The organism is Sphingomonas sp. PP-CE-1G-424 (genome assembly GCF_004341085.1).
Lineage (GTDB): Bacteria > Pseudomonadota > Alphaproteobacteria > Sphingomonadales > Sphingomonadaceae > Sphingomonas.
This window is the reverse complement of sequence record NZ_SLXW01000005.1, coordinates 14,665-39,021: the sequence shown is the minus strand read 5'-3', so window position 1 is coordinate 39,021 and position 24,357 is coordinate 14,665. Positions and strand designations below refer to the sequence as shown.

At 66.9% G+C, this 24,357-nt stretch carries 25 protein-coding genes and 2 tRNA genes; 24 read left to right on the top strand and 3 right to left on the bottom strand.

The window, feature by feature from the left end:
* Positions 1–97: 97 nt before the first annotated feature.
* The 20 genes from C8J43_RS16920 (at position 98) to C8J43_RS16825 (ending at position 17,760) form a co-directional block, all read left to right on the top strand.
* Positions 98–916 (top strand): type II secretion system protein N, encoded by an 819-nt coding sequence (locus tag C8J43_RS16920; RefSeq protein ID WP_133031911.1) that lies wholly within the window; start codon positions 98–100, stop codon positions 914–916.
* Positions 913–3,132: a type II secretion system secretin GspD gene (gene gspD / locus C8J43_RS16915; protein ID WP_133031910.1), complete on the top strand. Its 2,220-nt coding sequence runs from the start codon at positions 913–915 to the stop codon at positions 3,130–3,132. Before C8J43_RS16920 ends, gspD begins: the two co-directional genes overlap by 4 nt.
* Positions 3,129–4,781: an ATPase, T2SS/T4P/T4SS family gene (locus tag C8J43_RS16910; protein ID WP_243645642.1), complete on the top strand. Its 1,653-nt coding sequence runs from the start codon at positions 3,129–3,131 to the stop codon at positions 4,779–4,781. Before gspD ends, C8J43_RS16910 begins: the two co-directional genes overlap by 4 nt.
* Before the next feature lie 171 nt (positions 4,782–4,952).
* Positions 4,953–6,179, top strand: a complete 1,227-nt coding sequence (gene gspF / locus C8J43_RS16905; protein WP_133031909.1) for a type II secretion system inner membrane protein GspF — start codon at positions 4,953–4,955, stop codon at positions 6,177–6,179.
* Positions 6,176–6,628, top strand: coding sequence for a type II secretion system major pseudopilin GspG (gspG, locus tag C8J43_RS16900; RefSeq protein ID WP_133031908.1), 453 nt, complete (start codon positions 6,176–6,178; stop codon positions 6,626–6,628). Before gspF ends, gspG begins: the two co-directional genes overlap by 4 nt.
* Entirely contained in the window at positions 6,603–7,073 is a 471-nt protein-coding gene (locus C8J43_RS16895; RefSeq protein ID WP_133031907.1) for a GspH/FimT family pseudopilin, read from the top strand. The genes gspG and C8J43_RS16895 overlap by 26 nt, the downstream gene beginning before the upstream one ends.
* Positions 7,063–7,467 carry a type II secretion system minor pseudopilin GspI gene (gene gspI, locus C8J43_RS16890; RefSeq protein WP_107954948.1) on the top strand — a complete coding sequence of 135 codons (405 nt, stop codon included), beginning with the start codon at positions 7,063–7,065 and terminating at the stop codon, positions 7,465–7,467. Before C8J43_RS16895 ends, gspI begins: the two co-directional genes overlap by 11 nt.
* Positions 7,464–8,150, top strand: coding sequence for a type II secretion system minor pseudopilin GspJ (gene gspJ, locus C8J43_RS16885; protein WP_243645640.1), 687 nt, complete (start codon positions 7,464–7,466; stop codon positions 8,148–8,150). Before gspI ends, gspJ begins: the two co-directional genes overlap by 4 nt.
* On the top strand, positions 8,137–9,135 hold the full coding sequence (gspK, locus tag C8J43_RS16880; RefSeq protein WP_165899656.1) for a type II secretion system minor pseudopilin GspK: 999 nt from the start codon (positions 8,137–8,139) through the stop codon (positions 9,133–9,135). Before gspJ ends, gspK begins: the two co-directional genes overlap by 14 nt.
* Positions 9,132–10,217, top strand: a complete 1,086-nt coding sequence (gene gspL / locus C8J43_RS16875; RefSeq protein ID WP_133031906.1) for a type II secretion system protein GspL — start codon at positions 9,132–9,134, stop codon at positions 10,215–10,217. Before gspK ends, gspL begins: the two co-directional genes overlap by 4 nt.
* Positions 10,214–10,690, top strand: a complete 477-nt coding sequence (gene gspM / locus C8J43_RS16870) for a type II secretion system protein GspM (protein ID WP_056058034.1) — start codon at positions 10,214–10,216, stop codon at positions 10,688–10,690. Before gspL ends, gspM begins: the two co-directional genes overlap by 4 nt.
* The gene (gspN, locus tag C8J43_RS16865; RefSeq protein WP_133031905.1) at positions 10,687–11,412 is read left to right on the top strand and encodes a type II secretion system protein N; all 726 of its coding nucleotides are present in this window, start codon (positions 10,687–10,689) and stop codon (positions 11,410–11,412) included. The genes gspM and gspN overlap by 4 nt, the downstream gene beginning before the upstream one ends.
* Before the next feature lie 66 nt (positions 11,413–11,478).
* Positions 11,479–11,555 (top strand) — tRNA-His (locus tag C8J43_RS16860).
* Positions 11,556–11,666: 111 nt separating this feature from the next.
* Positions 11,667–12,716, top strand: a complete 1,050-nt coding sequence (locus C8J43_RS16855; protein WP_133031904.1) for a Glu/Leu/Phe/Val dehydrogenase dimerization domain-containing protein — start codon at positions 11,667–11,669, stop codon at positions 12,714–12,716.
* A 190-nt stretch (positions 12,717–12,906) separates the two neighbouring features.
* Positions 12,907–13,632: a heme ABC transporter permease CcmC gene (gene ccmC, locus C8J43_RS16850; RefSeq protein ID WP_133031903.1), complete on the top strand. Its 726-nt coding sequence runs from the start codon at positions 12,907–12,909 to the stop codon at positions 13,630–13,632.
* A 97-nt stretch (positions 13,633–13,729) separates the two neighbouring features.
* Positions 13,730–14,176: a cytochrome c maturation protein CcmE gene (gene ccmE / locus C8J43_RS16845; protein WP_133031902.1), complete on the top strand. Its 447-nt coding sequence runs from the start codon at positions 13,730–13,732 to the stop codon at positions 14,174–14,176.
* The gene (locus C8J43_RS16840) at positions 14,173–16,086 is read left to right on the top strand and encodes a heme lyase CcmF/NrfE family subunit (RefSeq protein WP_133031901.1); all 1,914 of its coding nucleotides are present in this window, start codon (positions 14,173–14,175) and stop codon (positions 16,084–16,086) included. Before ccmE ends, C8J43_RS16840 begins: the two co-directional genes overlap by 4 nt.
* On the top strand, positions 16,083–16,610 hold the full coding sequence (locus C8J43_RS16835; protein WP_133031900.1) for a DsbE family thiol:disulfide interchange protein: 528 nt from the start codon (positions 16,083–16,085) through the stop codon (positions 16,608–16,610). The genes C8J43_RS16840 and C8J43_RS16835 overlap by 4 nt, the downstream gene beginning before the upstream one ends.
* Positions 16,611–16,744: 134 nt before the next feature.
* Positions 16,745–17,116, top strand: coding sequence for a cytochrome c-type biogenesis protein (locus C8J43_RS16830; protein ID WP_243645649.1), 372 nt, complete (start codon positions 16,745–16,747; stop codon positions 17,114–17,116).
* Positions 17,032–17,760 carry a hypothetical protein gene (locus tag C8J43_RS16825; protein ID WP_243645639.1) on the top strand — a complete coding sequence of 243 codons (729 nt, stop codon included), beginning with the start codon at positions 17,032–17,034 and terminating at the stop codon, positions 17,758–17,760. Before C8J43_RS16830 ends, C8J43_RS16825 begins: the two co-directional genes overlap by 85 nt.
* A 112-nt stretch (positions 17,761–17,872) precedes the next feature.
* Here the strand turns inward: C8J43_RS16825 and C8J43_RS16820 are convergent, their stop codons facing one another.
* The gene (locus C8J43_RS16820) at positions 17,873–18,091 is read right to left on the bottom strand and encodes a DUF3072 domain-containing protein (protein WP_056058060.1); all 219 of its coding nucleotides are present in this window, start codon (positions 18,089–18,091) and stop codon (positions 17,873–17,875) included.
* Between the two features lie 51 nt (positions 18,092–18,142).
* Positions 18,143–19,249 (bottom strand): alanine dehydrogenase, encoded by a 1,107-nt coding sequence (ald, locus tag C8J43_RS16815; RefSeq protein WP_132740815.1) that lies wholly within the window; start codon positions 19,247–19,249, stop codon positions 18,143–18,145.
* Positions 19,250–19,376: 127 nt separating this feature from the next.
* Here ald and C8J43_RS16810 point away from each other — a divergent pair, with 127 nt between their 5' ends.
* The 4 genes from C8J43_RS16810 (at position 19,377) to C8J43_RS16795 (ending at position 22,730) form a co-directional block, all read left to right on the top strand.
* Positions 19,377–19,817 (top strand): Lrp/AsnC family transcriptional regulator, encoded by a 441-nt coding sequence (locus tag C8J43_RS16810; RefSeq protein ID WP_056482500.1) that lies wholly within the window; start codon positions 19,377–19,379, stop codon positions 19,815–19,817.
* 404 nt (positions 19,818–20,221) lie between these two features.
* Positions 20,222–22,069: a potassium transporter Kup gene (locus tag C8J43_RS16805; protein WP_133031974.1), complete on the top strand. Its 1,848-nt coding sequence runs from the start codon at positions 20,222–20,224 to the stop codon at positions 22,067–22,069.
* Positions 22,069–22,587: a 2'-5' RNA ligase family protein gene (locus tag C8J43_RS16800; RefSeq protein ID WP_133031899.1), complete on the top strand. Its 519-nt coding sequence runs from the start codon at positions 22,069–22,071 to the stop codon at positions 22,585–22,587. The genes C8J43_RS16805 and C8J43_RS16800 overlap by 1 nt, the downstream gene beginning before the upstream one ends.
* A gap of 66 nt (positions 22,588–22,653) precedes the next feature.
* Positions 22,654–22,730 (top strand) — tRNA-Met (locus C8J43_RS16795).
* Here the strand turns inward: C8J43_RS16795 and C8J43_RS16790 are convergent.
* Positions 22,687–24,318 carry a recombinase family protein gene (locus C8J43_RS16790; RefSeq protein ID WP_133031973.1) on the bottom strand — a complete coding sequence of 544 codons (1,632 nt, stop codon included), beginning with the start codon at positions 24,316–24,318 and terminating at the stop codon, positions 22,687–22,689. The genes C8J43_RS16795 and C8J43_RS16790 overlap by 44 nt on opposite strands.
* Between the last annotated feature and the right edge of the window lie 39 nt (positions 24,319–24,357).

Below are 24,357 nucleotides of genomic sequence, written 5' to 3'. Positions count from 1 at the left end.
CACCGGATTGCGCATATTCGGCGGGCAAGCCATTGACGCGGAATTGTAACATGGCATGCCTACGCGACGGGATGCGGGAAATTGGGGTGGGTCGCGGATGCGGTTGAAGCTGGACGCGCGGGCGCGCCGTATCTTGCGGCGTATGCCGGTCGTGAATGTCTACAGTGTCGTCGAACTCGCGCTGCTGGCCGGGCTGGCCACGCAGTGCGCGCGGTTGGCGTGGACGATCGTGACGCCGATCACGCCGCTCGGCGACTGGCGCCCCGCCGCGCCGATGGTCGTCGGATCGCCCGCCGATATCTTGCGCGGGTTCGATCCGTTCTTCCGCCTCGGTGGCGCGGCGGGCGCACCCGCCACCGTCACGTCGCTCCAGCTGACTCTATTCGGCACGCGCATCGACGAGGCGATGGGGCGCAGCTCCGCGATCATCGCCGGTCCCGACGGTCTCCAGCAAAGCGTTGCGGTCGGCGACGAGATCCAGCCTGGCGTACGCCTGAAGGCGGTCGCGTTCGATCATGTCACGATCGACCGTGGGGGCGCCGACGAAGACCTGTTCCTCGACCAGTCGGGTGCCGTCACCCCGGTCGTACCCGGAGCGGCCCCTGCTGGCGCTGTGTCCCCAGCGGTCGGTATCCCAGTCGCGCAGTTGCGGAGCGAGATCGGCTTCATCCCCCGCATCGACGGTGGCCGCATCAGCGGGCTGACGGTCCGGTCGCAGGGCTCGGGCAACGTCTTCCGCTCCGCCGGGCTCAAGGACGGCGATGTCGTCACCTCGATCGGCGGGCGGCCCGTTTCCGGCCCCGGCGATCTCGACCGCATCGCCAAGGATTTCGCGGGCGGCGGCAACGTCCCCATCACCGTAGAACGCGGCCAGGATACCCTGCCGCTCGCCATCACGATCGCGCCACCCCAATGAAAAAGCTTCTTCTCGGCCCCGTCGTCGCGCTCGCGTTGGCGGCAGGCGTCCACGCGCAGACCACGCTCAACGTCCGCGATGCCGATATCCGCGCGTTCATCGCCGACGCCGCCAAGGTCACCGGGCGCACCTTCATCATCGACAACCGCGTCGCCGGCAAGGTGACCGTGGTCACCGATCGCCCCCTGTCGCGCTCCGAATATTTCGAGATATTTCTCTCGACGTTGCGCGCCAATGGCCTCGTCGCGGTGCCGACCTCGGGCGGCGCGTTCCGCGTCCAGCCGCTCGACAACGCCGCGTCGCAGCCGAGCCGGATCGGCGTCGCAGGCGCCGCACGCAACAGCTACGTTACCGAGATCATCCGCCTCCGCGCGATCGACGCGCAGTCCGCGGTCGAGACGGTTCGCCCGCTGGTCAGCGCGCAGGGCTCGGTCAGCGCGAACCGCGGCGGCAACAGCCTCGTCGTGGTCGATTTCGCCGACAACATCCGTCGCATCCGCGAAGTCCTTCGCCGGATCGACACCGACACCTCCTCCACGCGCGTCGTCGCGCTGAAGAACGCCAGCGCCAAGGAGATCGCCACCGCGCTCCAGGGCTTGATCGGAACCGGCACTGGCGGCGGTCAAGGCGGGCAGGGCGGTGGCGCCGGCTCCGGTCCGAGCGCATCGGTCGTCGCGGTCGAGGGCTCGAACGCGGTCGCGTTGCGCGGCGATCCGACTACCGTCGCCCGCCTCGCGCAGGTCGCCGCGGACCTCGACCAGAAGGCGCGCAACGGCACCGAAATCAAGGTCGTGTTCCTCGAGAACGCCGATGCCGAGCAGCTGCTGCCGGTGTTGCAGGAACTCGTCGGCCAGACTCCGACGCAGCCCGTGCAGACCGCCTTGTCGCGTTCGAACTTCGGATCGAGCAGTACCAACGGTGCGTCCGGCGGCCAGTCGAACTTCTCGCAACCACAGATCCCGCAGTCCGGTCCTTCGTCGAGCGGCGGGGGTGGCGGATCGGGCCAGGCTGCGATCACCGCGGCCGGCGGCAAGACCGCCGCGGTCGTCACGCGCTTCGCCGGCGCCAACGCGATCGTCATCGCGGCGCCTGCCGAGATCCAGCGTCAGCTGAACGAGGTCGTCCGCCAGCTCGACACGCGCCGCGAACAGGTGCTGGTCGAGGCGATCGTCGCCGAAGTTTCCGATTCGACTGCGAGGACGCTCGGTGCGCAGTTCATCGTCGGCGATCCGAGCGGCGGTGCGTTCGGCGCGTCGACCTTCTCGAACTCCGCGCCCAACATCCTCCAGATCGCCGGCGCGATCGGCGCACGCTCGATCGGCGGCAACGGCACGACGGTCGTCGCGCCCGATGGCACGCGCACCGAAACGAACACGCCCAATGCCGCGGCGGACGCACTGCAGCAGTCGGCGATCGCATCGATCCTCGCGGCCACCGGCGGCTTTGGCGGGTTCGGCGGCAAGATCGGCAGCACCTTCTTCGGCGCGATCATCAACGCGGTAAAGAGCGACACGACCTCGAACCTGCTCCAGGTCCCGCACCTCGTCACGCTCGACAATCAGGAGGCGCACAGCCTCGTCGGGCAGGAGATCCCGATCACCACGGGCCAAGCGCTCAGCACCAATTTCGACAACGCCTTCCGCACCACGCAGCGGCAGAATGTCGGCATCGAGCTGACCGTGCGGCCGCAGGTGAACTCGTCGGGTACGGTGAAGCTCAACCTCCGCCTGGAGGTCAGCTCGATCGCCGGCCCGGTGTCGAGCGACAACAGCGATCTGATCCTCAACAAGCGCGAGGTCGAAACCGTCCGCACTGTCGACGACGGCCAGATCGCGGTGATCAGCGGCCTGCTCGACGATAACGAGCGCCGCACGATCGAGAAGATCCCGCTGCTCGGCGACATCCCCGTGCTCGGCCATCTGTTCACTTCGAAAGCGAAGCAGCGGTCGAAGACCAACCTGATGATCTTCATCCGCCCGACGATCCTGCGCACCGCGGAGGACAGCCGCAAGCTGACCGAGCAGCGTTATGGCTATGTCCGCCTGCAGCAGGGGCTGCAGGAGCCGGGTGCCGAGCCGTCGATCGACCAGCTCGTCCGCGATTACATGGGCGCTGCGCCGCCGATCCCGAGCGCGCCGATCCCCGGCAACATCGAGGATCCGCGCATCGCGGTGCCGGTCCGCACCTCGACGATGGTCGTGCGATCCAGGAAATGATCATCCGCGAAGGCCACGAGATCGACGCCGCTTCTCCCCTCCCGCTTGCGGGAGGGGTCGGGGGAGGGCCTGCCTCGATCATGGACGACGCGATCGAGGGGTATGTCATTCCCTCCCCCAACCCCTCCCGCGAGCGGGAGGGGAGCAGTGACCTTCCCCAGATCACCATCCCCTACGCCTTCGCCCGAAAGTTCGGCGTCGTCGTCGACCACACCGACACGGACTCCCACCTCACCATCGCAATGCGCGCCGGCGCAGACCCCAAAGTCCTGCTCGAACTCCGCCGCTACCTCGCGCGTCCGTTCGACGTGACGTTCGTGGAACAGATCGCCTTCGACCGCCTCCTGTCGAACGTCTACGCGATGGACGGCCAGGCCAACGCGCTCGCGGCGGTCGGCATGGGCGACGAACTCGACCTGCTCGCCGGCGACCTGCCGACTGCGGAGGACCTGCTCGACACCGCCGACGACGCCCCCGCTATCCGTCTCATCAACGGCATCATCGCCGACGCCGCGCGCAACGGCGTGTCGGACATCCACATCGAACCGTACGAGTCCGGCCTCGTCGTCCGGATGCGGATCGACGGCGTGCTGCGCGAAACGCTGCGGATGCCGCCCAACGTCGCCCCGGTGGTGGTCAGCCGCATCAAGGTCATGGCCCGCCTCGATATCGCCGAACGCCGCGTCCCGCAGGACGGCCGCATGGGGCTCACGTTAGGGGGCAAGCTGCTCGACGTCCGCGTCTCGACACTGCCGAGCCGCGCAGGCGAACGCGTCGTGCTGCGTATCCTCGACAAGGAAAACGCCGGCATCGACTTGGAGGCGCTCGGCCTGCCGCCCGCCTTGTTTGCGCTCCTGAACGAGGCGCTGAGCGAGCCCAACGGCATCATCCTCGTCACCGGCCCGACCGGTTCGGGCAAGACCACGTCGCTCTACGCCGCGCTACGCTTGCTCAACGACGGCAGCCGTAACATCCTCACCGTCGAGGACCCGGTCGAGTACGCGGTTGATGGCGTCGGCCAGACGCAGGTGAACCCCAAGGTCGGCCTCACCTTCGCGGCAGGCCTGCGCGCGATCCTCCGCCAGGATCCCGACGTCGTCATGGTCGGCGAAATCCGCGACCGCGAGACCGCCGAGATTGCGGTGCAGGCGTCGCTCACCGGCCATCTCGTGCTGTCGACGGTCCACACCAACGACGCGATCGGCGCGATCACCCGTATGCGCGACATGAAGGTCGAGAGCTTCCTGCTCGCCTCAACGCTGCGTGCGGTGATCGCCCAGCGCCTCGTCCGTCGCCTGTGCCCAACCTGTCGGAAGGCCGTGCCCGCGTCGGCTACGGTAGCCCCGCTGCTCGGCATCGCCTCCGACGCGGTCGTCTACGTCGCGCAAAGCTGCGAAGACTGCAACCAGACCGGCTACAAGGGCCGCATCGGTGTGTTCGAAGCGGTCCGCATCGACGACACGATCCGCCGCCTGATCAACGCTGACGGCCATGAGTCGGAGATCACCGCCCACGCCTTCGCCAAGTCGCCGAACTTGGCGCAATCGGCCCGCGACCTAGTCCTCTCCGGCCAAACCACCGCCGAAGAAGCCGTCCGAGTATCCCGCCGCGACACCACCGAAGCAGTCGAGGATTCAGTAGTTGCGTAGCGTGCGGCAATTCCTCCCCGGAACGGGGAGGGGAACCAGCGAGGCTTGTGGAGGGGGTTCACCACGCTCGCACCACCGGCCGTACGCCGCCAGCAGCGCAACGCAGCGTTCGCGGCACGCCCCCTCCACCACCGCTGCGCGGCGGTCCCCCTCCCCTTGCAGGGGAGGATGATGGCGGACTTCGACTATATCGCGATCGATACCAAAGGCGCCGAACGCCGCGGTCACATCGCTGCCGCCGACATAGATGTCGCCCGCGCCACCCTCGACGCACGCAAATTCTACGTCGTGAAGATCACCCCCGGCGCACCCCCGCAGGCGACCAAAGGCCGCCCGCTCTTCGGCCTTCAGCTTGGCACGCCGAAGATGTCGGGCAAGAACCTCACGCTCTTCACCCGCCAGCTCGCCACCCTCAACCGCGTCTCGCCGCTGGAGGAATCGCTCCGTACGATTACGCGCCAGACCGAACAGGACAGCGTCCGCACGATAGTCCAGCACGTCCACGCCGGCGTGGTCGAAGGCCGTCGCCTCGCCGACGCGATGGCGCGTGAGCCGAAAAGCTTTCCGCCGCTCTACCGCGCGATGGTGTCGGCCGGTGAAAGCTCGGGCTCGCTGCCGACCATCCTCGACCGCCTCGCCGCGCTGCTCGAACGCCAGGCCGAGATCCGCGGCAAGCTCATCACCGCGCTCGCCTATCCCTCGATCCTCGCGCTCGTCGCGTTCGGCGTCGTCACCGCGCTGATGATGTTCGTCGTGCCGCAGGTGGTCGAGCAATTCGACACGGTCGGTCAGCAACTCCCGCTGCTCACGCGGATGGTCATGGCGTTCTCGGCGTTCCTCGTCGGATACTGGTGGGTGATGCTGCTGATCGTCCTCGGTGGCGGTTTGGCAGGTTGGCGGGCGCTCAAGGACCCGACGCTCCGGCTCGCGTTCGACGGCTGGCTGCTCCGCATTCCGCTACTCGGCCGCCTGATCCGAGACCTTCACGCGGCCCGCATGGCGCGCACGCTCGGCACGATGGTCGCCAGTCGCCTGCCGCTGCTCGATGGCCTCAACCTGACCGCCAGCACGATCCACAACCGCCGCCTCCGCCTTGCCTCCGACCAGATCGTCGACGCGATCCGCGGCGGTGGTTCGCTCTCCGCCGCGATGCGCCGCGCCGGCGTCTTCCCCCCGCTGCTGACTTATCTTGCGGCGAGCGGAGAAGCCGCCGGTCGCCTCGACGAGATGCTGGAGCGCGCCGCGGACTATCTCGAACGCGAGTTCGACCGTTTCACCGCCACCGCGCTGTCGTTGCTCGAACCGCTGATCATCGTCGTGATGGGCGGCATCGTCGCGACGATCGTGCTATCCATCCTGCTCCCGATCCTCCAGCTCAACACGCTGGCCGGACAATGAGGTTTCGTATGCGTCCCGAAATCAGAAAGAAGCGCCGCGAGGCCGGCTTTACCCTCGTCGAGCTGATGGTCGTGATCGTCATCATCGGCCTGTTGGCGACGATCGTCGCGCTCAACGTGCTGCCCTCGGGCGACACTGCGCGGATCCAGAAGGCGAAGGCGGACATCGCCCAGATCGAGGGCGGGCTGGAACTCTACAAGCTCCAGAACATGACCTTCCCCAACACCACGCAGGGGCTGAACGCACTCGTCTCTGCACCCGCGGGTCTCGCCGATCCATCGCGGTATCAGCGTGGCGGGTATCTGAAGAAGCTGCCGAACGATCCCTGGGGTCGCCCGTATCTCTATGCCTCGCCCGGCGCGCACGGCGAGGCCGACGTCTGGACCTTCGGTGCGGACGGTAAGGAAGGCGGCGAGGGGATCGATGCCGATATCGGCAGCTGGCAATAAGCGCGAAGCCGGTTTCACGCTGGTCGAGCTGATGGTCGTCGTCACGATCATCGGGCTCGCATCGGCGGTAGCCGTCCTCGTCATGCCGGACCCGCGCGGCCGCGTACTCGACGAGGCGACGCGCTTCGCCCTGCGCACCCGCGCCGCGCATGATTCCGCGATCGTCGAGGCGCGCCCGGTGAGCGTCTGGATCAGCGGCGGCGGCTACGGCTTCGACCGTCGACTCGCTGGCGGCTGGACGCCAATCGCGGAGAAACCGATGCGCGTCGAACGCTGGAACGAGGGTACCAGGGCCAGCATCGGCGATAACAGCGGCCGGATGCGCGTGACGTTCGACCCGACCGGTCTTGTCGATCGCCCCGCGGAGATCCGGCTCGATCGCGGCGGCGTCGCGGCGACCGTCCACATCGACGCCGACGGCAGCGTAAGAGCCGATGCGGGCTGAGCGCGGCTTCACCCTTCGTCGACGTTACGCCGAACACGGCTTCACGTTGATAGAAATCATGGTCGCGCTGGCAGTCTTCAGCCTCGCGGCGATGGCACTCGTGCGTCTGGAAAGCGCGACGATCCGCGGCGCCTCGATCCTCGACGAGACGCTGGTCGCGCAGATGGTCGCGCGCAATGTAGCGATCGACGCGGTCACCAGCGCGCAGCCCCCGACCGCAGGCCGCGTCACCGGCGTCGAGACGAACGGCGGCCAGCCCTGGACGTGGACCCGACAGGTCAGCGCACTCGGTGGATCGAGCGTGTTGCGGATCGACGTAGCCGTCGCCGACCGGACCGGCACGCAACTCGGCCGCCTGACGATGGTGCGACCCGCGCCGCGGATGGTAATGTGACGCCTCCGAAAACCGAGGCCGGCTTCACGCTCATCGAAGTCATGGTGTCGCTCATGATCTTCGGCATGATCGCTGCGGCTGGCGTGGCGATCCTGTCGTTCAGCGTCAAGGCGCAGAGCTCGACCGGCGCGAAGCTCGACGACATCAGCGCGCTCACCCGGACGATGTCGATCCTGTCCGCCGACCTCGCGCAAGCCTCGAACCGCAGCAGCCGCGACGAGGCCGGCACCAGCGTCCTCGCATTCATCGGCGAGAGCGGGTCGGGCGTCACGCCGATGCTCCGCCTTGTCCGCGCCGGCTGGAGCAATATCGACGGTACGGCCCGGTCCAGCATGCAGAAGGTCGCCTACCGCGTCGATGGCGGCGTGTTCCAGCGGATCGCGTATCCGATGGTCGACGGCGCGCAGCCACTGCCGCCTGCCGCGTTGCTCACCAAAGTTCGTCAGGTCGGACTGCGCTATCGCATCGCGGGCGCCTGGAGCGATCGATGGGATGGCGCGAGCGGCCGGCCCTTGCCCGACGCGATGGAGCTCACCGTCCAGCGCAACGACGGTACGCAGTTCCGCCAGATGTTCCTCGTCGGCACCAGTTATATTCCGGCGCCGTCTGACGGAACGGGTCCCGCCGCCGCGCCACCGGCGGGCACACCTCCGGGACAGGAGACGCCCGGTGCGCGCACCTGATCGCGGCCTTGAGCGTGGGCGGGAACGGGGTGCGGCGTTGCTCACCGTCCTGATGCTCGTCGCGATCATCGCGGTGATGGCCGGCGCGGCGCTGGAAAAACTCCGGCTGTCCACCCGCCTCGCGAGCAACGCCGCGACCGGCGAGCAGGCGCGCGCCTATGCGCTCGCGGCGGAGACGATGGCGCTGACTCGCGTCTCCAACCTGCTCGCGCCAAAGCCTACGCGGGTCACGCTGGCCGGCGGCTGGAGCAACACCCCGTTCGGCCTGCCGGTCCCCGGAGGCTTCGCGACCGCGCGCGTCCGCGACGGTGCGAACTGCTTCAACCTTAACTCTCTCGTCGGCATGCCGACCCCCGGCGTGTACGTCGCGCGTGGCGAAGTCCGGCCGCAGTTCGTCCGCCTGATGCGGCTGCTCGACGTGCCGGTGCAGGTCGCGGAACAGGTCGCGGCGGGCACGACCGATTGGATCGACAGCGATCAGGACCAGTCACCGATGGGGGCCGAGGACGGCGCGTATCTCGGCCGCGTGCCGTCGTACCGCACCGCCGGCACGCTGATGAGCGACCCCAGCGAACTGCGCGCGATCGCCGGGATGACGCCTGAGATCTACACGAAGGTCCGGCCGTGGATCTGCACGCTGCCCTTCGCCAAGCCCTCGCCGATCAACGTCAACACGCTGCTGCCCGAACAGAGCGTGCTGCTGGCGATGATGTATCCCGATACGCTGTCGGTCGGTGCTGCCCAGCAACTGCTGCTGCGGCGACCGGTGCAGGGCTATGCGACCTTCGACGAAATGCAGAAGGGCGCGTCGTTGCTCGGCGCCGCCAATATCGCGCCCGGCGCGGACGCGCAGGTGCTGTCGAAATGGTTCACGCTCGATATCGACGTGGCTCTCGGCACGACACAAATGCAGGAACGTGCGCTGATCGACGCGAACCGGCTTCCCGCGCAGCTCGTATCGCGGCAATGGGGCGAGCCATCATGACGACTTTGCTGTTCCTTCCCGCCGGCGAGACCGGATTTCGCTGGATGCGCGTCGCGGATGCGCGCGTGGTCGGGGAGGGGGAGGGTATTCCCGATGTGATCGACGACGAGACGATCGCAGTGGCGCCTGCCGATGCGGTGACGCTGCACTGGGCGGAACTGCCGTCGCGGTCTGCGGCGCAGGCGACGGCGGCCGCGCGGATCCTGGCGAGCGAAGCGAGTGCATCGCCGCTCGCCGAACTCCACGTCGCGGTCGGGGACGAAGGCACCAGCGAACGACCGATCGGCGTCGTCGGTGCCGCGACGATGCGCGACTGGCTGCTGATGCTGGCGGAGGCGGGCGTCGACCCGGTCGCGGTCATCCCCGCACCGATGCTCCTCCCGCGACCCAAAGAAGGGTACGCGCGGGCGGAACTGGGCGGAAGCGGCGTGGTGCGCGGTACGTCGAGCGGGTTCGCTGATGAAGCCCGGCTGACCGAGCTTATCACCGGCGGCACCGCGCCCGCGACGATCGACCGCGATACGCTGGAGGCAGCGATCGTCGCCGCCGTCGCGTCGCCCCCGCTGGATCTTCGACAGGGGCCGTTCGCGCGGCGGCGAAGGTTCGCGATTGACTGGGGATTGATCCGTCGGCTCGCGTTGTTGTCGCTGACGATCCTCGCCGTGACGCTGGCGATCTCGCTCGTCCGCATCGCGAAGTACAGCTTCGGCGCGGATGCATTGGAGGCGGAGGCCAACACCGTGGCGGTCACCGGCCTGCCGCGCGGCGAGACGGTGGTCGACGCCAGCCGCCAGCTCGACGAGCGCCTGTCGCGCGTGCGGGGACCCGGGCTGGGTTTCACCAGTACGACCGCGGCGGTCTTCGCAGCGGTGCGTGCGACGCCCGGCACCGAAGTCACCGCACTCGATTTTCAGGCGAACGGCGACCTGCGCCTGTCGGTGGCCGTCGAACGCGAAGCCTTGGCGACCGACCTCAAACGAGCGCTCGAAGCCGCCGGCTTCTCGGTCCGCGCGGGCGTGTTCCAGGCAGCAGCCGGCCGGGTGACGGGTGAACTCACGATCAGCCCGGAGAGCGGACGATGACCGGACTGAAGACGTGGTTCGAAGGGCGTTCGCTGCGGGAGCGGCGATTGCTGCTCGTGATGGCGGGGCTAGCGGTCCTGACGTTGCTATGGGCGCTGATCATCCGCCCGGTCGGCGACGGCCTGTCCAGCGCGCGCGAACGTCATGCCGACGCCGTCACTCGGCTCGGCGAGACGCGCGCGCAAGTCGCGACGTTGCGCGATATCCAGCGGACGCGCGCCACCCCGCTGACCGGTACGCTCGCCGACGCGGTGCGCGCCGAAGCGGACCAGGCCGGCTTTGCGCTCGCGTCGCTCGATCAGGACGGCGCGAGCCGGGTACGGGTCGGCATCCAGTCGGCGCGCCCCGCGGCGCTGGTCGCGTGGCTCGCGCGCCTCGAACGGCTCGGCATCCTCGTCGATTCGGTGGCGATGACCGACAAGGGCGACAAGACCGTCGGCGTCGCGCTCACGTTGAAGGCACGCGCGGCATGAGGCGGATCCGTTTGCGTACCGGCCCCGCCGCGCTGTTCGGCGGGATGTTGCTGATCGCGCTGATCGTCTTCCTGCCGATGCGCGCGGTGCTCGGTTGGGTCGGCGTCGGCGACGAAGGGCTGGTCGCGCGGCGCGTGTCGGGGACGATCTGGGGCGCGACGCTCACCGAGGCGCGGTTCGGCGATCTCGCGCTGGGCGATCTGCACGCGCGGCTGTCGCCACTGCCGCTGCTGGTCGGCCGCGCGACGATCGTCTTCGCCGGTCCCGAATCGGTGTCGGCCAAGCCGTTGCGCGGGTCGGCGAGCGTCAGTCGCCACGGCTTCGGCGTCGACCACATGACCGCCACCGTCGCGACCGGCCGGCTGTTCGCGCCGGTGCCCGTCTCCGCGCTCGACCTCGACGACGTCTCGGTCCGCTTCCGCGATGGGCAGTGTGAAGCCGCCGAGGGCCGCGTCCGCGCGACGCTGGCGGGTGATGTCGGCGGAATCTCCTTGCCGCAGTCTGTGAGCGGCACCGCACGGTGCGACGGCACGGCGCTGCTGTTGCCGCTGGCGAGCCAGGCCGGGACCGAGAGCATCGCGCTCCGGATCGAGGGGGCAGGGACCTACCGCGCCGAGCTGTCGCTGCGTCCGTCCGATCCGCTGGCGGTCCAGAAGCTCGAGCAGGCGGGCTTCGTGAGCGGCCCGAACGGGTACAAGCTCGCCATCGAGGGACGTTTTTGACGTCTTTTTGGCAAGTCGACGGTTGACGCCGCCCGGCGACCCCCGCTAGGGGGCGATGCCTACGCGGCGGTCGTAGTTCAATTGGTTAGAGCGTCGGCTTGTGATGCCGGATGTTGCGGGTTCAAGTCCCGTCGGTCGCCCCATTTTCCCATTATTTTTCCGAGCCTCCCCAACGTGAGCGCTTTGGGCTGGTAAAACCGGCTGGAAAATAATATTTCGCCTCCCGGTAATTTTATTCTCCTCAGGAGCCGGCGATGACAGCGGTTTGGGACCTTCCCGATTTCGACGACCACGAGGGCGTTCATGCCTTCACCGATCCCGAATCGGGCCTGCACGCGGTGATCGCGGTGCACTCGACCAAGCTCGGGCCGGCAGCCGGCGGCGCACGCTTCTGGCATTATGCGGACAACGGCCGCGCGGTGACCGATGCGTTGCGCCTGTCGCGTGGCATGAGCTTCAAGAACGCGATGGCGGGCCTGGAGCTCGGCGGCGGCAAGGGCGTGGTCCTCGCGGCCAAGCCGGGCGACGTCATCACGACCGCCCAGCTCGAGGCGTTCGGTCGCGCGGTCGACTCGCTCGGCGGGCGCTACGTGACGGCCGAGGACGTCGGCATGTCCGAAGACCGCATGAAGGTGATCGCCAGCCAGACGCGCTACGTCTCCGGCCTGCCGGTCGCGAGCGGCGCTGCGGGTGGCGATCCGGGGCCGTACACCGCGCTCGGCATCTATCTCGGCGTGAAGGCGGCGGCACAGCGCGGTCTTGGCGCGACCGACATGAAGGGCGTGCGCGTCGCGATCCAGGGCGTCGGTTCGGTCGGCGGCGGGCTCGCTCGGTTGCTGGCCAAGGACGGCGCGGTGCTGACGCTTGCCGACGTCGACGAGGGCAGGGCGCAGAAGCTCGCGGGCGAACTGGGCGCGACCGCGGTGGCGGCCGAGGCGATCCTGACGACCGAGGCTGATATCTTCAGCCCGAACGCGCTGGGTGCGATCCTGACCGAGATGTCGATCGCTGCGCTGAAGGCGAAGGTCGTCGCGGGTGGCGCGAACAACCAGCTTAGTGTCCGTGAGGACGGTGCTCGTCTACATGCGCGTGGTATCCTGTATGCGCCGGACTATGTCATCAACGCAGGCGGGATCATCAACGTCGGCCTGGAATATCTGGGGCAGGGCGACGAGGCCGAGGTGAAGGCGCGGATCGCGCGCATCCCCGAGCGTTTGATCGAGGTCTGGAACGAGAGCGACCGTACTGGCCAGCCAGCCTCGGACGTGTCGGACTCGATCGCAAAGCGCCTGATCGGCCGGTAACGGTCCTTCTCCCCTACGGGGAGAAGGTGGCGCATCGCGCCGGATGAGGGGTGGTTGGGATGAGCGCCTGAGCCTCACTCCCCCTCACCTTCCCATCGCAAGTGCGGCGGGCCCCTCCCTCTCCCCAAAGGGGAGAGGGGGCTTAAGTCCGAGGTGACAGCCTCGTAATGTTGCCATAGTGGTGTCCGTAGTGGCCACCCTACACGCCTTCGCAAACCCCGCGCGCTTCCTGAAGATCGCCAAGCCGTTGACGCCTGCGCTCTTTTGGCTTGGTGTTGCATTCATCGTGCTCGGTTGCTGGGCGGGCCTCACCCAGACCCCGCCCGATTATCTCCAGGGCGAGACGGTCCGCATCCTCTACATCCACGTCCCCGCCGCCTGGCTCGGCATGGGCGGATGGAGCGGGATCGCGATCTCGAGCATCATGTTCCTCGTCTGGCGCCACCCACTCGCCAGCGTCGCCGCGCGCGCGATCGCGCTGCCGGGTGCGGTGTTTGCGGCGCTATGTCTCATGACCGGCTCGATCTGGGGACGGCCGACCTGGGGAACGTGGTGGCAATGGGACGGCCGGCTGACCTCGATGCTGCTGCTGTTCTTCGTCTATCTCGGCTACATGGCGCTCGCGAAGGCGGATGCGGATCGTGGCGGCGACGGGCGCGTGCCGGCGCTCTACGGGATCGCGGGATCGGTGCTGCTGCCGATCATCCGATACTCAGTGGTGTGGTGGAACACGCTGCACCAGGGGCCGAGCATCGGCCTGACGCAATCGACGATCGATGGCTCGATCCTGTGGCCGCTGCCGATCATGCTGGCCGGGTTCACGTTCGTGTTCGCCGGGATCGTGTTGATGCGAATGCGGACGATGCTGGCCGTGGCGAAGTCCGAAGCCCGCATGCGCAGAATGGCGAGAGCATGAACCCCTGGCCGTTCGTGACTGCTGCCTATGTCGTGACGCTGGGTGGCGGCGCGATCATCGCATTGCTGAGTTATCTGGCGATGCGGAAGGCCGAGCGATGAAGGCCAAACATCAACGCCTGACGCTGGCGCTGCTAGCGCTCGGCGCGGTCGTCGTCGCCGGGCTGCTCGCGCTGTCCGCGCTCAAGGACCAGGCCGCGTTCTTCTACGCGCCGTCCGACGTGCGTCGCGACGGCCTCCCACTCGGACGCGCGGTAAGGCTCGGTGGAATGGTCGAGGGTGGCTCGGTGAAGCGCGCGGCCGACGGCATCACCGTGCATTTCACCGTCACCGACGGCCAGGCAACCACGCCGGTCGTCTTCGCCGGCATCGTCCCGGACCTGTTCCGCGAGAAATCGGGCGTCGTCGCCGAGGGCCAGTTCCAGCCCAACGGCAGCTTCGTCGCGTCGAACCTGCTCGCCAAGCACGACGAGAAATACATGCCGCCGGAGATGGTCGGCAAGATGCACGAGACCAAGTCCCTCGAACCGGACGCCAAGCAATGATCGCCGAAGCAGGCCTAGCCGCGCTCTGGTTCGCGGGCGCGCTCGCGGCGTTGCAGCTCGTAATGGCAGCGATCGGCATCGCACGCGGTCGTGACGACGTCTCAGCGGCGGTCCGACCGGTGGCGATCGTCCAGGGTCTGCTCGCACTGCTGGCGATGGCGCTGCTGATCGAACTCTTCCTCGACTCCGACATGTCCGTGAAGCTGGTCGTCGAGAACAGTCATTCCGCCAAGCCGTGGCTCTACAAGTTCGCCGGTGCGTGGGGAAATCACGAAGGCTCGATGCTGCTCTGGGTGACGATCCTCGGGCTGGCCGGTGGCGCGGTGGCGATCTTCGAGCGCTCGCTGCCCGAACGCACGCTCACCGCCACGCTCGGCGCGCAGGCGACGATCGCGCTCGGTTTCTACGCGTTCCTGCTGTTCTCCTCGAACCCGTTCGCGCGGTTGAACCCCGCAGCACCCGACGGACTCGGGCTCAACCCGCTGTTGCAGGACCCCGGCTTGGCGTTTCATCCGCCGACGCTTTATACCGGCTATGTCGGCCTCTCGGTCGCGTTCTCGTTCGCGGTCGGTGCCCTCGTCACGCGTGATGTCGGGCCAGCGTTCGCGAAGGCGATGCGGCCTTGGGTGCTGATCGCGTGGATATTCCTGACGCTCGGCATCACCGCCGGATCGTATTGGGCCTATTATGAACTCGGCTGGGGCGGCTGGTGGTTCTGGGATCCGGTCGAGAACGCCTCGTTGATGCCGTGGCTCGCCGCCACCGCGCTGCTCCATTCGGTGACCGTGCTGGCGACACGCGACGGCCTGCGCGCGTGGACGATCATGCTGGCGGTGGTCGCGTTCTCGATGTCGATGATCGGCACGTTTTTGGTGCGCTCGGGCATCCTCACGAGCGTGCATGCGTTCGCGGTCGACCCGGAGCGCGGCGCGTTCATCCTGGCGTTGCTCGCAATCTACATCGGCGGTGCGCTCGCGCTGTTCGCCGCGCGGATCGGCACCGTCCGCGCGGGCACGACCTTCGATCCGGTCAGCCGCGAGGGCGGGCTGGTCGCGAACAATTTGCTGTTGTCGGTGATCCTCGGGATCGTCCTGATCGGTACGCTGTACCCGATCGTCGCGGCGAGCTTTGGCGTGCAGCTGTCGGTCGGGCCGCCGTTCTTTAACAAGGCGGCGGGGCCGATCGCGTTGCTGCTGGTCGCGGTGATGGCAGTTGGGCCGCTGCTTCGCTGGCGACGGGACGATGCGAAAGCGGTGCTGCGCCGCGTGATGCTGCCGATCGGCGCGACGCTGGTGGCGGCAATCGCGTTGCTGTTCGTCTGGCCGGGCGTGCTCCCCTGGGCTGGGCTGTCGCTCGCCGCCGGGCTCGCCGTCGCGAGCGGCGCGCCGTTGTGGAAGCGCAACCTGAAGCGCACGCCGTTGTTCACCTACGGCATGGTCATCGCGCACCTCGGCATCGCGGTCAGCCTCGCCGGGATGGCGTCTGACAGCGCGTTTACCAAGGAAACGCTGGTCGCGGTGCGCGCGGGCGAGCCGGCGAGAGTCGGGCCGTACACCGTGACGCTCGACGGGATTTCCCCAGTGATCGGCGAGAACTGGTCGGCCCTGGAAGCCCGCCTGACCGCGACGCGGGGCGACAGCGAGAACATCCTGCGCCCGCAACTCCGCTTCTTCGCCAACCCGCCGACGAGCACGAATGAATCCGCGATCCTGACGGTACTCGACGGCCAGCTCTATACTGTGCTCGGCCAGCCGGACGGGCAGGGGCGCTGGCAGCTCCGCCTCTGGTGGAAGCCGTTCGTGACGTTGATCTGGTTCGGCGGCGTGCTGATCGCGCTCGGCGGGATGCTGTCGCTGATCGGTCGGGTGCTCCGCGAGCGACGGGCTGCAATACGGGCTGAATGGGCATGAAGCGGTTCGCACTCTGGGCACCGCTGGCGATCTTCGCGCTGCTGTTCGCGGTGGTGGCGAGCGGGCTGTTCCGGCCGGCGCAGAAGGTGGTGCGATCGGCGATGGTCGGCAAGCCGCTGCCCGATTTCGCGCTGCCCGCAATGATCTCAGGCAAACCGGGCCTGGCCAGCGCGTCGTTCCGGCAGGGCAAGCCCCGGTTGCTCAACGTGTTCGCTAGCTGGTGCATCCCGTGCATCGCGGAGGCGCCGCAACTGATGCGTCTGAAGGCGATGGGCGTACCGATCGACGCGATAGCAATCCGCGACACCGCACCGGCAATTACCGGGTTCCTCCGACGCAACGGCGATCCGTACGAGCGGATCGGCAGCGATCGGGCCAGCCAGGTGCAACTGACGCTGGGCTCGTCGGGGGTGCCGGAGACGTTCGTGATCGACGGCCGCGGGATCGTCGTGAAGCAGATCATCGGCGATATCCGGCCGGAGAATGTGGCCGAAATCGTGCAAGCCGTGAAGGACGCACGGTGAGGGGCTCGCACTTCATTCCCCTCCCGCTCGCGGGAGGGGCTAATTCCCGCTCATCGAGCCTGCGTTCGCGTCATGCCCTCCCCCGACCCCTCCCGCGAGCGGGAGGGGAGGTCATTGCGGCGCTGTTGCTCTGCATCTCGCCGGCCTTCGCCCAGCCGGTCACCCCGCCAGCGCATTACGCGAACGTGCAACTTACCGACCCCGCCAAAGAAGCTTCCGCGCGCGCGCTGATGGAGACGCTGCGCTGCCTCGTTTGCCAAGGGCAGTCGATCGCCGATAGCGATGCCGACATGGCCGCGGACATGCGTGCGCTAGTGCGTGAACGGATCGAGCGGGGGGAGAAGCCTGCGTCGATCCGCGACTGGCTGGTTTCGCGTTACGGCGATTATGTGACGTACGACCCGCCGCTGTCGGGGCTGACATGGCCGTTGTGGCTCGCGCCGATCCTGCTGCTTGGCGTCGGTGGCTGGATCGCGCGCTCGAGTTTCCGGCGGAGAACACGCTGATGGGATATGTGTGGCTGGCCGCGATCGGGGCGGGGGCGTTTGCGCTGCTCGTGGTGCTGAAGGTGAACCGCGTCCTGTGGACGATGGCGGCGGCGGCGTTGATGCTCGGTGCGGCGGGGTATGCGTGGCAGGGCCAGCCGGGGCTTGCCGGCCATGAAGTGTCCACCGAGCTTGCAGCGACGCCGGACGACAGCGCGATGCTCGAACTGCGCGACCAGATGCTCGAGCGGTATACGGGCGCGGCAGCGTATCTGGTTGCGGCGGACGCGATGACGCGGATCGGCGATCGGCGCGCGGCTGTGCAGGTCTTGCTCGGAGGGCTCAGGATCGCCCCGAAGAGCGTGGTAATGTGGACGGGGCTCGCCAACGCGCTCGCGGCGCATGATGCCAACCAGGTTTCGCCGCCCGCGTTGTTCGCGTTCCAGCAAGCGATGCGGTTGGCGCCGAAGCATCCTGCTCCGCCGTTCTTTCTAGGGCTGGCGTATGTGCGGGCGGGAGAGTTCGCGACGGCCAGACCGTATTGGGCAAAGGCGCTGGCATTGACGCCGGCTAATATTTCATACCGAGGCGAGATCGCTACGCGTCTGGCTTTGCTGGATCGGTTCCTAGCCATGCAGGACGTGCCGAACGCAAGCCAAAAATAGTCCCGTCATCCTGGGCTTGACCCAGGATCCAGAGCCATGAACGTAAAGCTATTGGGCTCTGGATCCTGACTTTCGTCAGGATGACGAGAAAAAGGGTGACTGTAAGGAAGCCTTACTGCCCGCGGCCGGTCTTCGACTGCAACTCGTCGATCTTCTTCGAAGCATCCGCCTTGGTCAGCGTCTCGTCGAATTCCTCATGCGCTTCCTCGGACAGCGTCTTGAGGTAGCTCGCCTGCGCACCGGTCATCTTCTCGTCGCCGGTGGTCCAGTCATCCGGATCCTTCTCGGCGTTCGAGAACGGTTCGGACTTGGGGTTCGGGGTGTCGGACATTGGAAATTCCTTTCCCCTGTCCAACACCCGTGTTCCGTATCCGTTCCCGGATCAGCCGGCCCATGCTTCGTAAGGTAAACCTAGATCATCGGCGACCGCCTTGTACGCGATCTTGCCCTTGTAGACGTTCAGCCCGTTGGCGAGGTGAGGGTCGGCCTTCATCGCCGCCTCGGCCCCCAAATTGGCGAGCTTCAGCGCGAACGGCAGCGTCGCATTGTTCAGCGCGAACGCCGATGTGCGCGCCACGGCGCCCGGCATGTTGGCGACGCAGTAATGGATCACGCCGTCGACCTCGAACACCGGATCCTCGTGCGTCGTCGCGTGCGACGTCTCGAAGCACCCGCCCTGGTCGATCGCGATGTCGACCAGCACCGAACCGCGCTTCATCGTCTTCAGCATTTCGCGCGTGACGAGCTTGGGCGCAGCGGCGCCCGGCACCAGCACCGCACCGATCACCAGATGCGCGTTCTTCACCGCCGCCGCGATCGCGGCCTTCGAGGCGTAGGCCGTCTTGATCTGGCTGGAGAAGAACATGTCGAGTTCGGCCAAGCGATCGTTCGAAATGTCGTAAATCGTCACGTCGGCGCGCATGCCGACCGCCATCTGCGCAGCGTTGACGCCCGACACGCCACCACCGAGAATCGCGACCTTCGCCGGGGCGACACCGGGAACGCCGCCGAGCAGCACGCCACGTCCGCCCTGCTCCTTCTCGAGATAATGCGCGCCGACCTGCACCGACATGCGGCCCGCGACCTCGGACATGGGCTTGAGCAACGGCAGCCCGCGGCGATTGTCGGTGACCGTCTCGTACGCGATGCAGGTCGCGCCGGACTTCATCAGCCCCTCTGCCTGCGGCTTGTCCGCGGCAAGGTGCAGGTAGGTGAACAGCAGGTGGCGCGGCTCGAGCATCGCGATCTCGCTCGGCTGCGGCTCCTTGACCTTCACGATCATGTCGGCGCCGGCGAACACCGCGGCGGCAGTCGGCAGGATCGTCGCACCCGCGTCGACATAGTCCTGGTCTTCGAAATCGATGCCCGATCCGGCGAGCGTCTCGACAACGACCTCGTGGCCCGCGGCGACCAGTTCGGCGACCGACGGCGGGGTCAGGCCGACGCGATATTCGTGGTTCTTGATTTCCTTGGGGACACCGACGCGCATTGATTCCACTCCATTATCGTTTGCGCCATACTAGCGCGCCTTGGACGGGAAGGGTTCGCAAACTGGTCGCGGTGCGATACCGCGTCTGCAAGATGATTGCATCCATTGTTGCCGAAACGGGATAATCTTGAGCATCACGATCGAACGCAGGATTCTGGACCTGCTCGCCGCCAATTCCGACCTGACCAGCGCCGAGCTTGGCGACGCGGTCGGCCTGTCGGCGAGCGCCGCGCATCGCCGTGTCGCGCAGTTACGCGAGAGCGGGGCGATCACCGGCTATCGTGCGGTGCTCTCGCAGGCAGCGCGCGGTGATCCGAGCATTGTCCTCGTCAACGTCACGCTGCGGGATCAGCGCAAGGAGACGATGGCGGCGTTCGAGGCGGTGATCGTCGAGTGTCCGCAGGTCGTGCAATGCTTCCTGATGAGCGGAGAGGCGGACTACATGCTCCACGTCGAGATCCGCCACGGCGAGACGTTCGAACGCATCCACCGCGAGACGCTGTCGCAATTGCCGGGGGTGACTCGGCTGGCGTCGCACTTCGTCATCCGCGAGGTGATCAGGCGATAGATGATGGCGGACTGACGTTCGACGGGTACCCGACTCTTCTCCCCTCCCTGGAAGGGAGGGGGCGGGGGTGGGTCGGCTTCCGTATTACCGAACGTCGGCGGCACAGGCAGGCCAACCCACCCCCAACCCCTCCCTTCCAGGGAGGGGAGAGAGTGCTGGCACCTGCTTTCTCACGGTACCGATCAGGCGCGGTTAATCCACGTTGCCAGCCCCGCCGTTGCCGCCTCCCGGCGCTCATGCTAAATGCGCGGGCTTGGGGCACAGGGTGAAATCGGAAATTCGATGAGTATTGCTGCACTTCCGGGCCGATTCACCGTCCAGTGAGCGTCGATCAGACCGCCGCGGCCTCGACCGTGCCACCCGCCAATCTCGATCTCGAGACGGGGCATCACAACTCTGACGGCATGCTGAAGCTCGCCTTCGGTGCGATCGGCATTGTTTTTGGTGATATCGGCACCAGCCCGCTCTACGCCTTCCGCGAGACCTTCGCCGGCCACCACAAGCTTGCGCTCGACGCCGCGCACATCATGGGCGTCATCAGCCTGATGTTCTGGTCGATGATGATCGTCGTGACCGTCAAATACGTCATCATCATCATGCGCGCCGACAACAAGGGCGAGGGCGGCAGTCTCGCGCTGCTCGCATTGGTCTCGGGCAAGACCAAGACGAAGCGCTGGAGCAAGGGCATCATCCTGCTCGGCGTCTTTGCGACGGCTTTGTTCTACGGTGACAGCATGATCACGCCCGCGGTGTCGGTGCTGTCCGCGGTCGAAGGCCTTGCCGTCGCCGCGCCCGCTTTCGGCGGCCTGGTGCTGCCGATCGTGATCGTCATCCTGATCGCGCTGTTCTGGGTGCAGAAGAGTGGCACCGCGCGGATCGGCCTCGTGTTCGGGCCGATCATGCTGGTGTATTTCAGCGTCATCGCGGTGCTCGGCATCCTCAGCATCGTCCAGACCCCCGGCGTGCTCTGGGCGCTGTCGCCGCATTATGCGGTCGAGTTCTTCATCATCGATCCCGAACGCGCGTTCCTGGCACTCGGCTCGGTCGTCCTCGCGGTCACGGGCGCGGAAGCGCTGTATGCGGACATGGGCCATTTCGGCCGCAAGCCGATCGGCCTGTCGTGGCTGTTCTTCGTGCTCCCCGCGCTGATCCTCAATTACATGGGGCAGGGCGCGCTGCTGTTCCGCGAGGGTCGCGAGGCGCTGGTCAGCCCGTTCTACAATCTCGCCCCCGAAAGCCTCCAGCTCCCGCTCGTCATCCTGGCGACGATGGCCGCTGTGATCGCGTCGCAGGCGGTCATCTCCGGCGCGTTCTCGGTGACGCAGCAGGCGATCCAGCTCGGCTTCATCCCGCGTCTGCGCATCGAGCATACCAGCGCCTCGACCGCCGGTCAGATCTACATCCCGCTCGTCAACGGCGCGCTGATGGTCATGGTGATCCTGCTCGTGCTGTTCTTCCGCACCTCGTCGAACCTGACGAGCGCGTACGGGATCGCAGTGACCGGCGCGATGTTCATCGACACGTGCCTGCTCGGCGTGGTGCTGTTCCGCCTCTGGAACTGGCCGAAGATCGCGGCGATCCCGCTGCTGGCGATCTTCTTCACGGTCGATGGCGCCTATTTCGCTGCGAACCTCACCAAGGTCCCTGCTGGCGGATGGTTCCCGCTGCTGGTCGGCTTCATCATCTTCACCTTCCTGACGACCTGGTCGAAGGGGCGGCAGTTGATGATCGACCGGATGCACGAGGCCGCAATGCCGATAAAGGTGTTCATCGGCTCGGCCGCCAGCTCCGCGTCGCGGGTGCCTGGCACGGCGGTGTTCATGACCTCGACCGCGGACGGCGTGCCGCACGCGCTGCTCCACAACCTCAAGCACAACAAGGTGCTGCACGAGCGCGTCATCCTGCTCACCGTCAAGATCGTCGGCCAGCCCTACTGGCCCGCCAACGACCGTGCGGTGCGCGAGGAGCTTGGCGACGGCTTCCACCGCCTCGTGCTGCGCTACGGCTTCATGGAGGACGCCGACGTGCCCGCCGCCCTGCGCCAAGTCCATAATTGCGGTGCGGACTTCAAGATGATGGACACCAGCTTCTTCCTGTCCCGCCAGACGCTGCTCGCGTCGGACAAGCCCGGCATGATGATCTGGCGCGAAAAGCTGTTCGCGTGGATGCTGCGCAATGCGGAAAGCGCGATGGAGTTCTTCCGCCTGCCGACCAACCGCGTCGTCGAGCTGGGCAGCCAGGTCGAGATTTGATGATCAGCGATACGGGACCAGCCCCGATCATCGTCACGGCCCTGTTCGGCCGCCAGGATACCGCGTTCTTCGACTCCATGCGCCGTGAGCATTTTCCGCCCGAACGCAACCAGCTCGACGCGCACCTGACGCTGTTCCACCATCTACCGCCCTCGGGGCTCGACGAGCTCAAGCACCGCCTCAACCAGGAAACCCGTGGCATCCGTGCCCCGCAGGCGCGTGTCGGTGGCCTGATGTCGCTCGGACGGGGTGTCGCCTACCGGATTGAATCTCCGGACCTGGTTGGTATCCGTGCGCGGCTTGCCGATGCGTTCACCGGCATGCTCACCCCGCAGGACGCCGGCGGCTGGCGGCCGCACGTCACGATCCAGAACAAGGTCAGCCCGCAGGTCGCCAAGCTTCTGCTCGCCAATCTGCAGCGCGATTTCACCCCGAAGGACGTGGAAATCGCCGGTCTCGGCGCGTGGTGGTACCGCGGCGGACCATGGGAAGCGATTTCCCGGCACATGTTCGCTTGACCGCCTCGAAACCGCTTCCTATAGGCCGCGCCTCGCAGGGAAGAACGCTTCCCTGACGGACGGTACGGCGAAGTAGCTCAGTTGGTTAGAGCACGGGAATCATAATCCTGGGGTCGGGGGTTCAAGTCCCTCCTTCGCTACCATCATATCCGCCACAGGAAACCTCCTCCTTGTGGTGTTCGATTTAGAACCGGTTGCAAATGCGACCGCTGATTGAAGCGAGGGAATGACCTCGACTTCATTGCCGTCGTCCAGCGGCTTTACGTAAACCACTTGGATCAATTCACGGATTTGCGCGACGACAGGGTCGCCAGCTGCTTCGCCACGGCCGATCGATTCAGAAAGGCCGCGGATCCTCGCGCGATATGCTTCAGCGATCCGGGGATGCAGCGCGATCACCGGCACCGCATCCTCCTCACCAAGGCCGGCCCTTGCCGCATCTCGCTCTGCGGTCTTCTCAGCGAGCGCCGCCTTGATGTCTGAAAAGTCAGCCGCTCCGTCGGCGATCGCCGCCACAAGCCTCGCGATCGCCGCCTCGGCGGTACGCAGCCGGCGCTCGAGCGCTAGGCGGGTCTTCGCGCCTTCGCGAACCTGCTTCTCGCGCGCGACGTGATATTCGCGGACCAGCAGCGACACCGCCTCTGGCGATAGCAGCTGATCCTCCAAGCCAGAGATCACCCGACGCTGGAGCTCGGTCCGCTCGATCCGGCGGGCGTTGGAGCACGTGCCGGCCTCGCGATGCCGAGCGCACCCCATCCGGTTATCCGAGATGACCGTGTAGGAACCGTCACAGAGCCCGCAGCGCACCAGTCCTGACAGCAGGTGCTTCGGCCGGCGACGATGGACCAGCTTGCCGTTCCCGCGCTGCTCACGGGCTTCCTGTGCCGCCTCCCAAAGTTCGTCTGTCACGATTCGCAGCTCGGGCAGCTCGGCGAACTGCAGATCGCTGGCTGCGTTCGGTCGCGAGACGCGGTTGCGGCTCTCCGGATCCGTGAGCATCCGGACGCGATTATAAGCGAAGCGGCCGACGTAGATCGGATTGTGCAGGATCCCGATCATACGCGCCTTGTTCCCGACGATCGCGTTGGCGCGCCACTCACCGCCGCGCGCGGCGACGATGCCGTCGAGGTTCAGGCCATGCGCGATCAGCTTCGGGCTTCGGCCGGCGACGTATTCGGCGAGGATCCGCACGACGACTTCAGCCTGGTCGGGATTGATTCGCCGGCGGCCGGCCTCCAGTTCGCCCTTATCGTTCAACTCGCGAACGACGTCGTAGCCATAGCAAAGCCCGCCGGGGATCCGCCCACGCGACACACTGCCGCGCTGGCCGCGCCGAATCTTCTCGCCGAGATCCTTCAGGAACAGAGCGCCCATCGTGCCCTTCAGGCCGATGTGAAGCTCGTTGACGTGTCCTTCGGACAGTGTCTCGATCCGGACGTCCGCAAATACCAGACGCTGGTAGATCGTCGCGATGTCGGCTTGGTTGCGCGCGATTCGGTCGAGCGCTTCAGCGAGCACGATATCAAACGATCCGGCCGCGGCGTCGGCGAGCATTGCCGTCATGCCGGGTCGCCTGTTGTTGGCGCCGGAGATGGCGAGGTCGGCGTAGACCTGGACGACTTCCCAGCCTTCGCGCTCGGCGCGGGCCCGACAGTCCGCGACCTGGTCGTCTGCCGAGGTTTGGGATTGGCGGTCGGACGAGAAGCGAGCGTAGATGGCGCAACGGGACATTGGCGACTCCGGGATGTCGAGGATATGCGCGCTACATCC

What these genes read in the sequence shown, in the direction of transcription:
- C8J43_RS16910 (WP_243645642.1), top strand. Translation starts at nt 3,129, where the DNA reads ATGATCATCCGCGAAGGCCACGAGATCGACGCCGCTTCTCCCCTCCCG.
- gspF (WP_133031909.1), top strand. Translation starts at nt 4,953, where the DNA reads ATGGCGGACTTCGACTATATCGCGATCGATACCAAAGGCGCCGAACGC.
- C8J43_RS16895 (WP_133031907.1), top strand. Translation starts at nt 6,603, where the DNA reads ATGCCGATATCGGCAGCTGGCAATAAGCGCGAAGCCGGTTTCACGCTG.
- C8J43_RS16855 (WP_133031904.1), top strand. Translation starts at nt 11,667, where the DNA reads ATGACAGCGGTTTGGGACCTTCCCGATTTCGACGACCACGAGGGCGTT.
- gspN (WP_133031905.1), top strand. Translation starts at nt 10,687, where the DNA reads ATGAGGCGGATCCGTTTGCGTACCGGCCCCGCCGCGCTGTTCGGCGGG.
- C8J43_RS16820 (WP_056058060.1), bottom strand. Translation starts at nt 18,091, where the DNA reads ATGTCCGACACCCCGAACCCCAAGTCCGAACCGTTCTCGAACGCCGAG.
- gspL (WP_133031906.1), top strand. Translation starts at nt 9,132, where the DNA reads ATGACGACTTTGCTGTTCCTTCCCGCCGGCGAGACCGGATTTCGCTGG.
- ald (WP_132740815.1), bottom strand. Translation starts at nt 19,249, where the DNA reads ATGCGCGTCGGTGTCCCCAAGGAAATCAAGAACCACGAATATCGCGTC.
- C8J43_RS16825 (WP_243645639.1), top strand. Translation starts at nt 17,032, where the DNA reads ATGGCCGTTGTGGCTCGCGCCGATCCTGCTGCTTGGCGTCGGTGGCTG.
- gspD (WP_133031910.1), top strand. Translation starts at nt 913, where the DNA reads ATGAAAAAGCTTCTTCTCGGCCCCGTCGTCGCGCTCGCGTTGGCGGCA.
- C8J43_RS16835 (WP_133031900.1), top strand. Translation starts at nt 16,083, where the DNA reads ATGAAGCGGTTCGCACTCTGGGCACCGCTGGCGATCTTCGCGCTGCTG.
- C8J43_RS16920 (WP_133031911.1), top strand. Translation starts at nt 98, where the DNA reads ATGCGGTTGAAGCTGGACGCGCGGGCGCGCCGTATCTTGCGGCGTATG.
- gspI (WP_107954948.1), top strand. Translation starts at nt 7,063, where the DNA reads ATGCGGGCTGAGCGCGGCTTCACCCTTCGTCGACGTTACGCCGAACAC.
- ccmE (WP_133031902.1), top strand. Translation starts at nt 13,730, where the DNA reads ATGAAGGCCAAACATCAACGCCTGACGCTGGCGCTGCTAGCGCTCGGC.
- C8J43_RS16800 (WP_133031899.1), top strand. Translation starts at nt 22,069, where the DNA reads ATGATCAGCGATACGGGACCAGCCCCGATCATCGTCACGGCCCTGTTC.
- C8J43_RS16805 (WP_133031974.1), top strand. Translation starts at nt 20,222, where the DNA reads ATGCTGAAGCTCGCCTTCGGTGCGATCGGCATTGTTTTTGGTGATATC.
- C8J43_RS16840 (WP_133031901.1), top strand. Translation starts at nt 14,173, where the DNA reads ATGATCGCCGAAGCAGGCCTAGCCGCGCTCTGGTTCGCGGGCGCGCTC.
- gspG (WP_133031908.1), top strand. Translation starts at nt 6,176, where the DNA reads ATGAGGTTTCGTATGCGTCCCGAAATCAGAAAGAAGCGCCGCGAGGCC.
- C8J43_RS16790 (WP_133031973.1), bottom strand. Translation starts at nt 24,318, where the DNA reads ATGTCCCGTTGCGCCATCTACGCTCGCTTCTCGTCCGACCGCCAATCC.
- gspM (WP_056058034.1), top strand. Translation starts at nt 10,214, where the DNA reads ATGACCGGACTGAAGACGTGGTTCGAAGGGCGTTCGCTGCGGGAGCGG.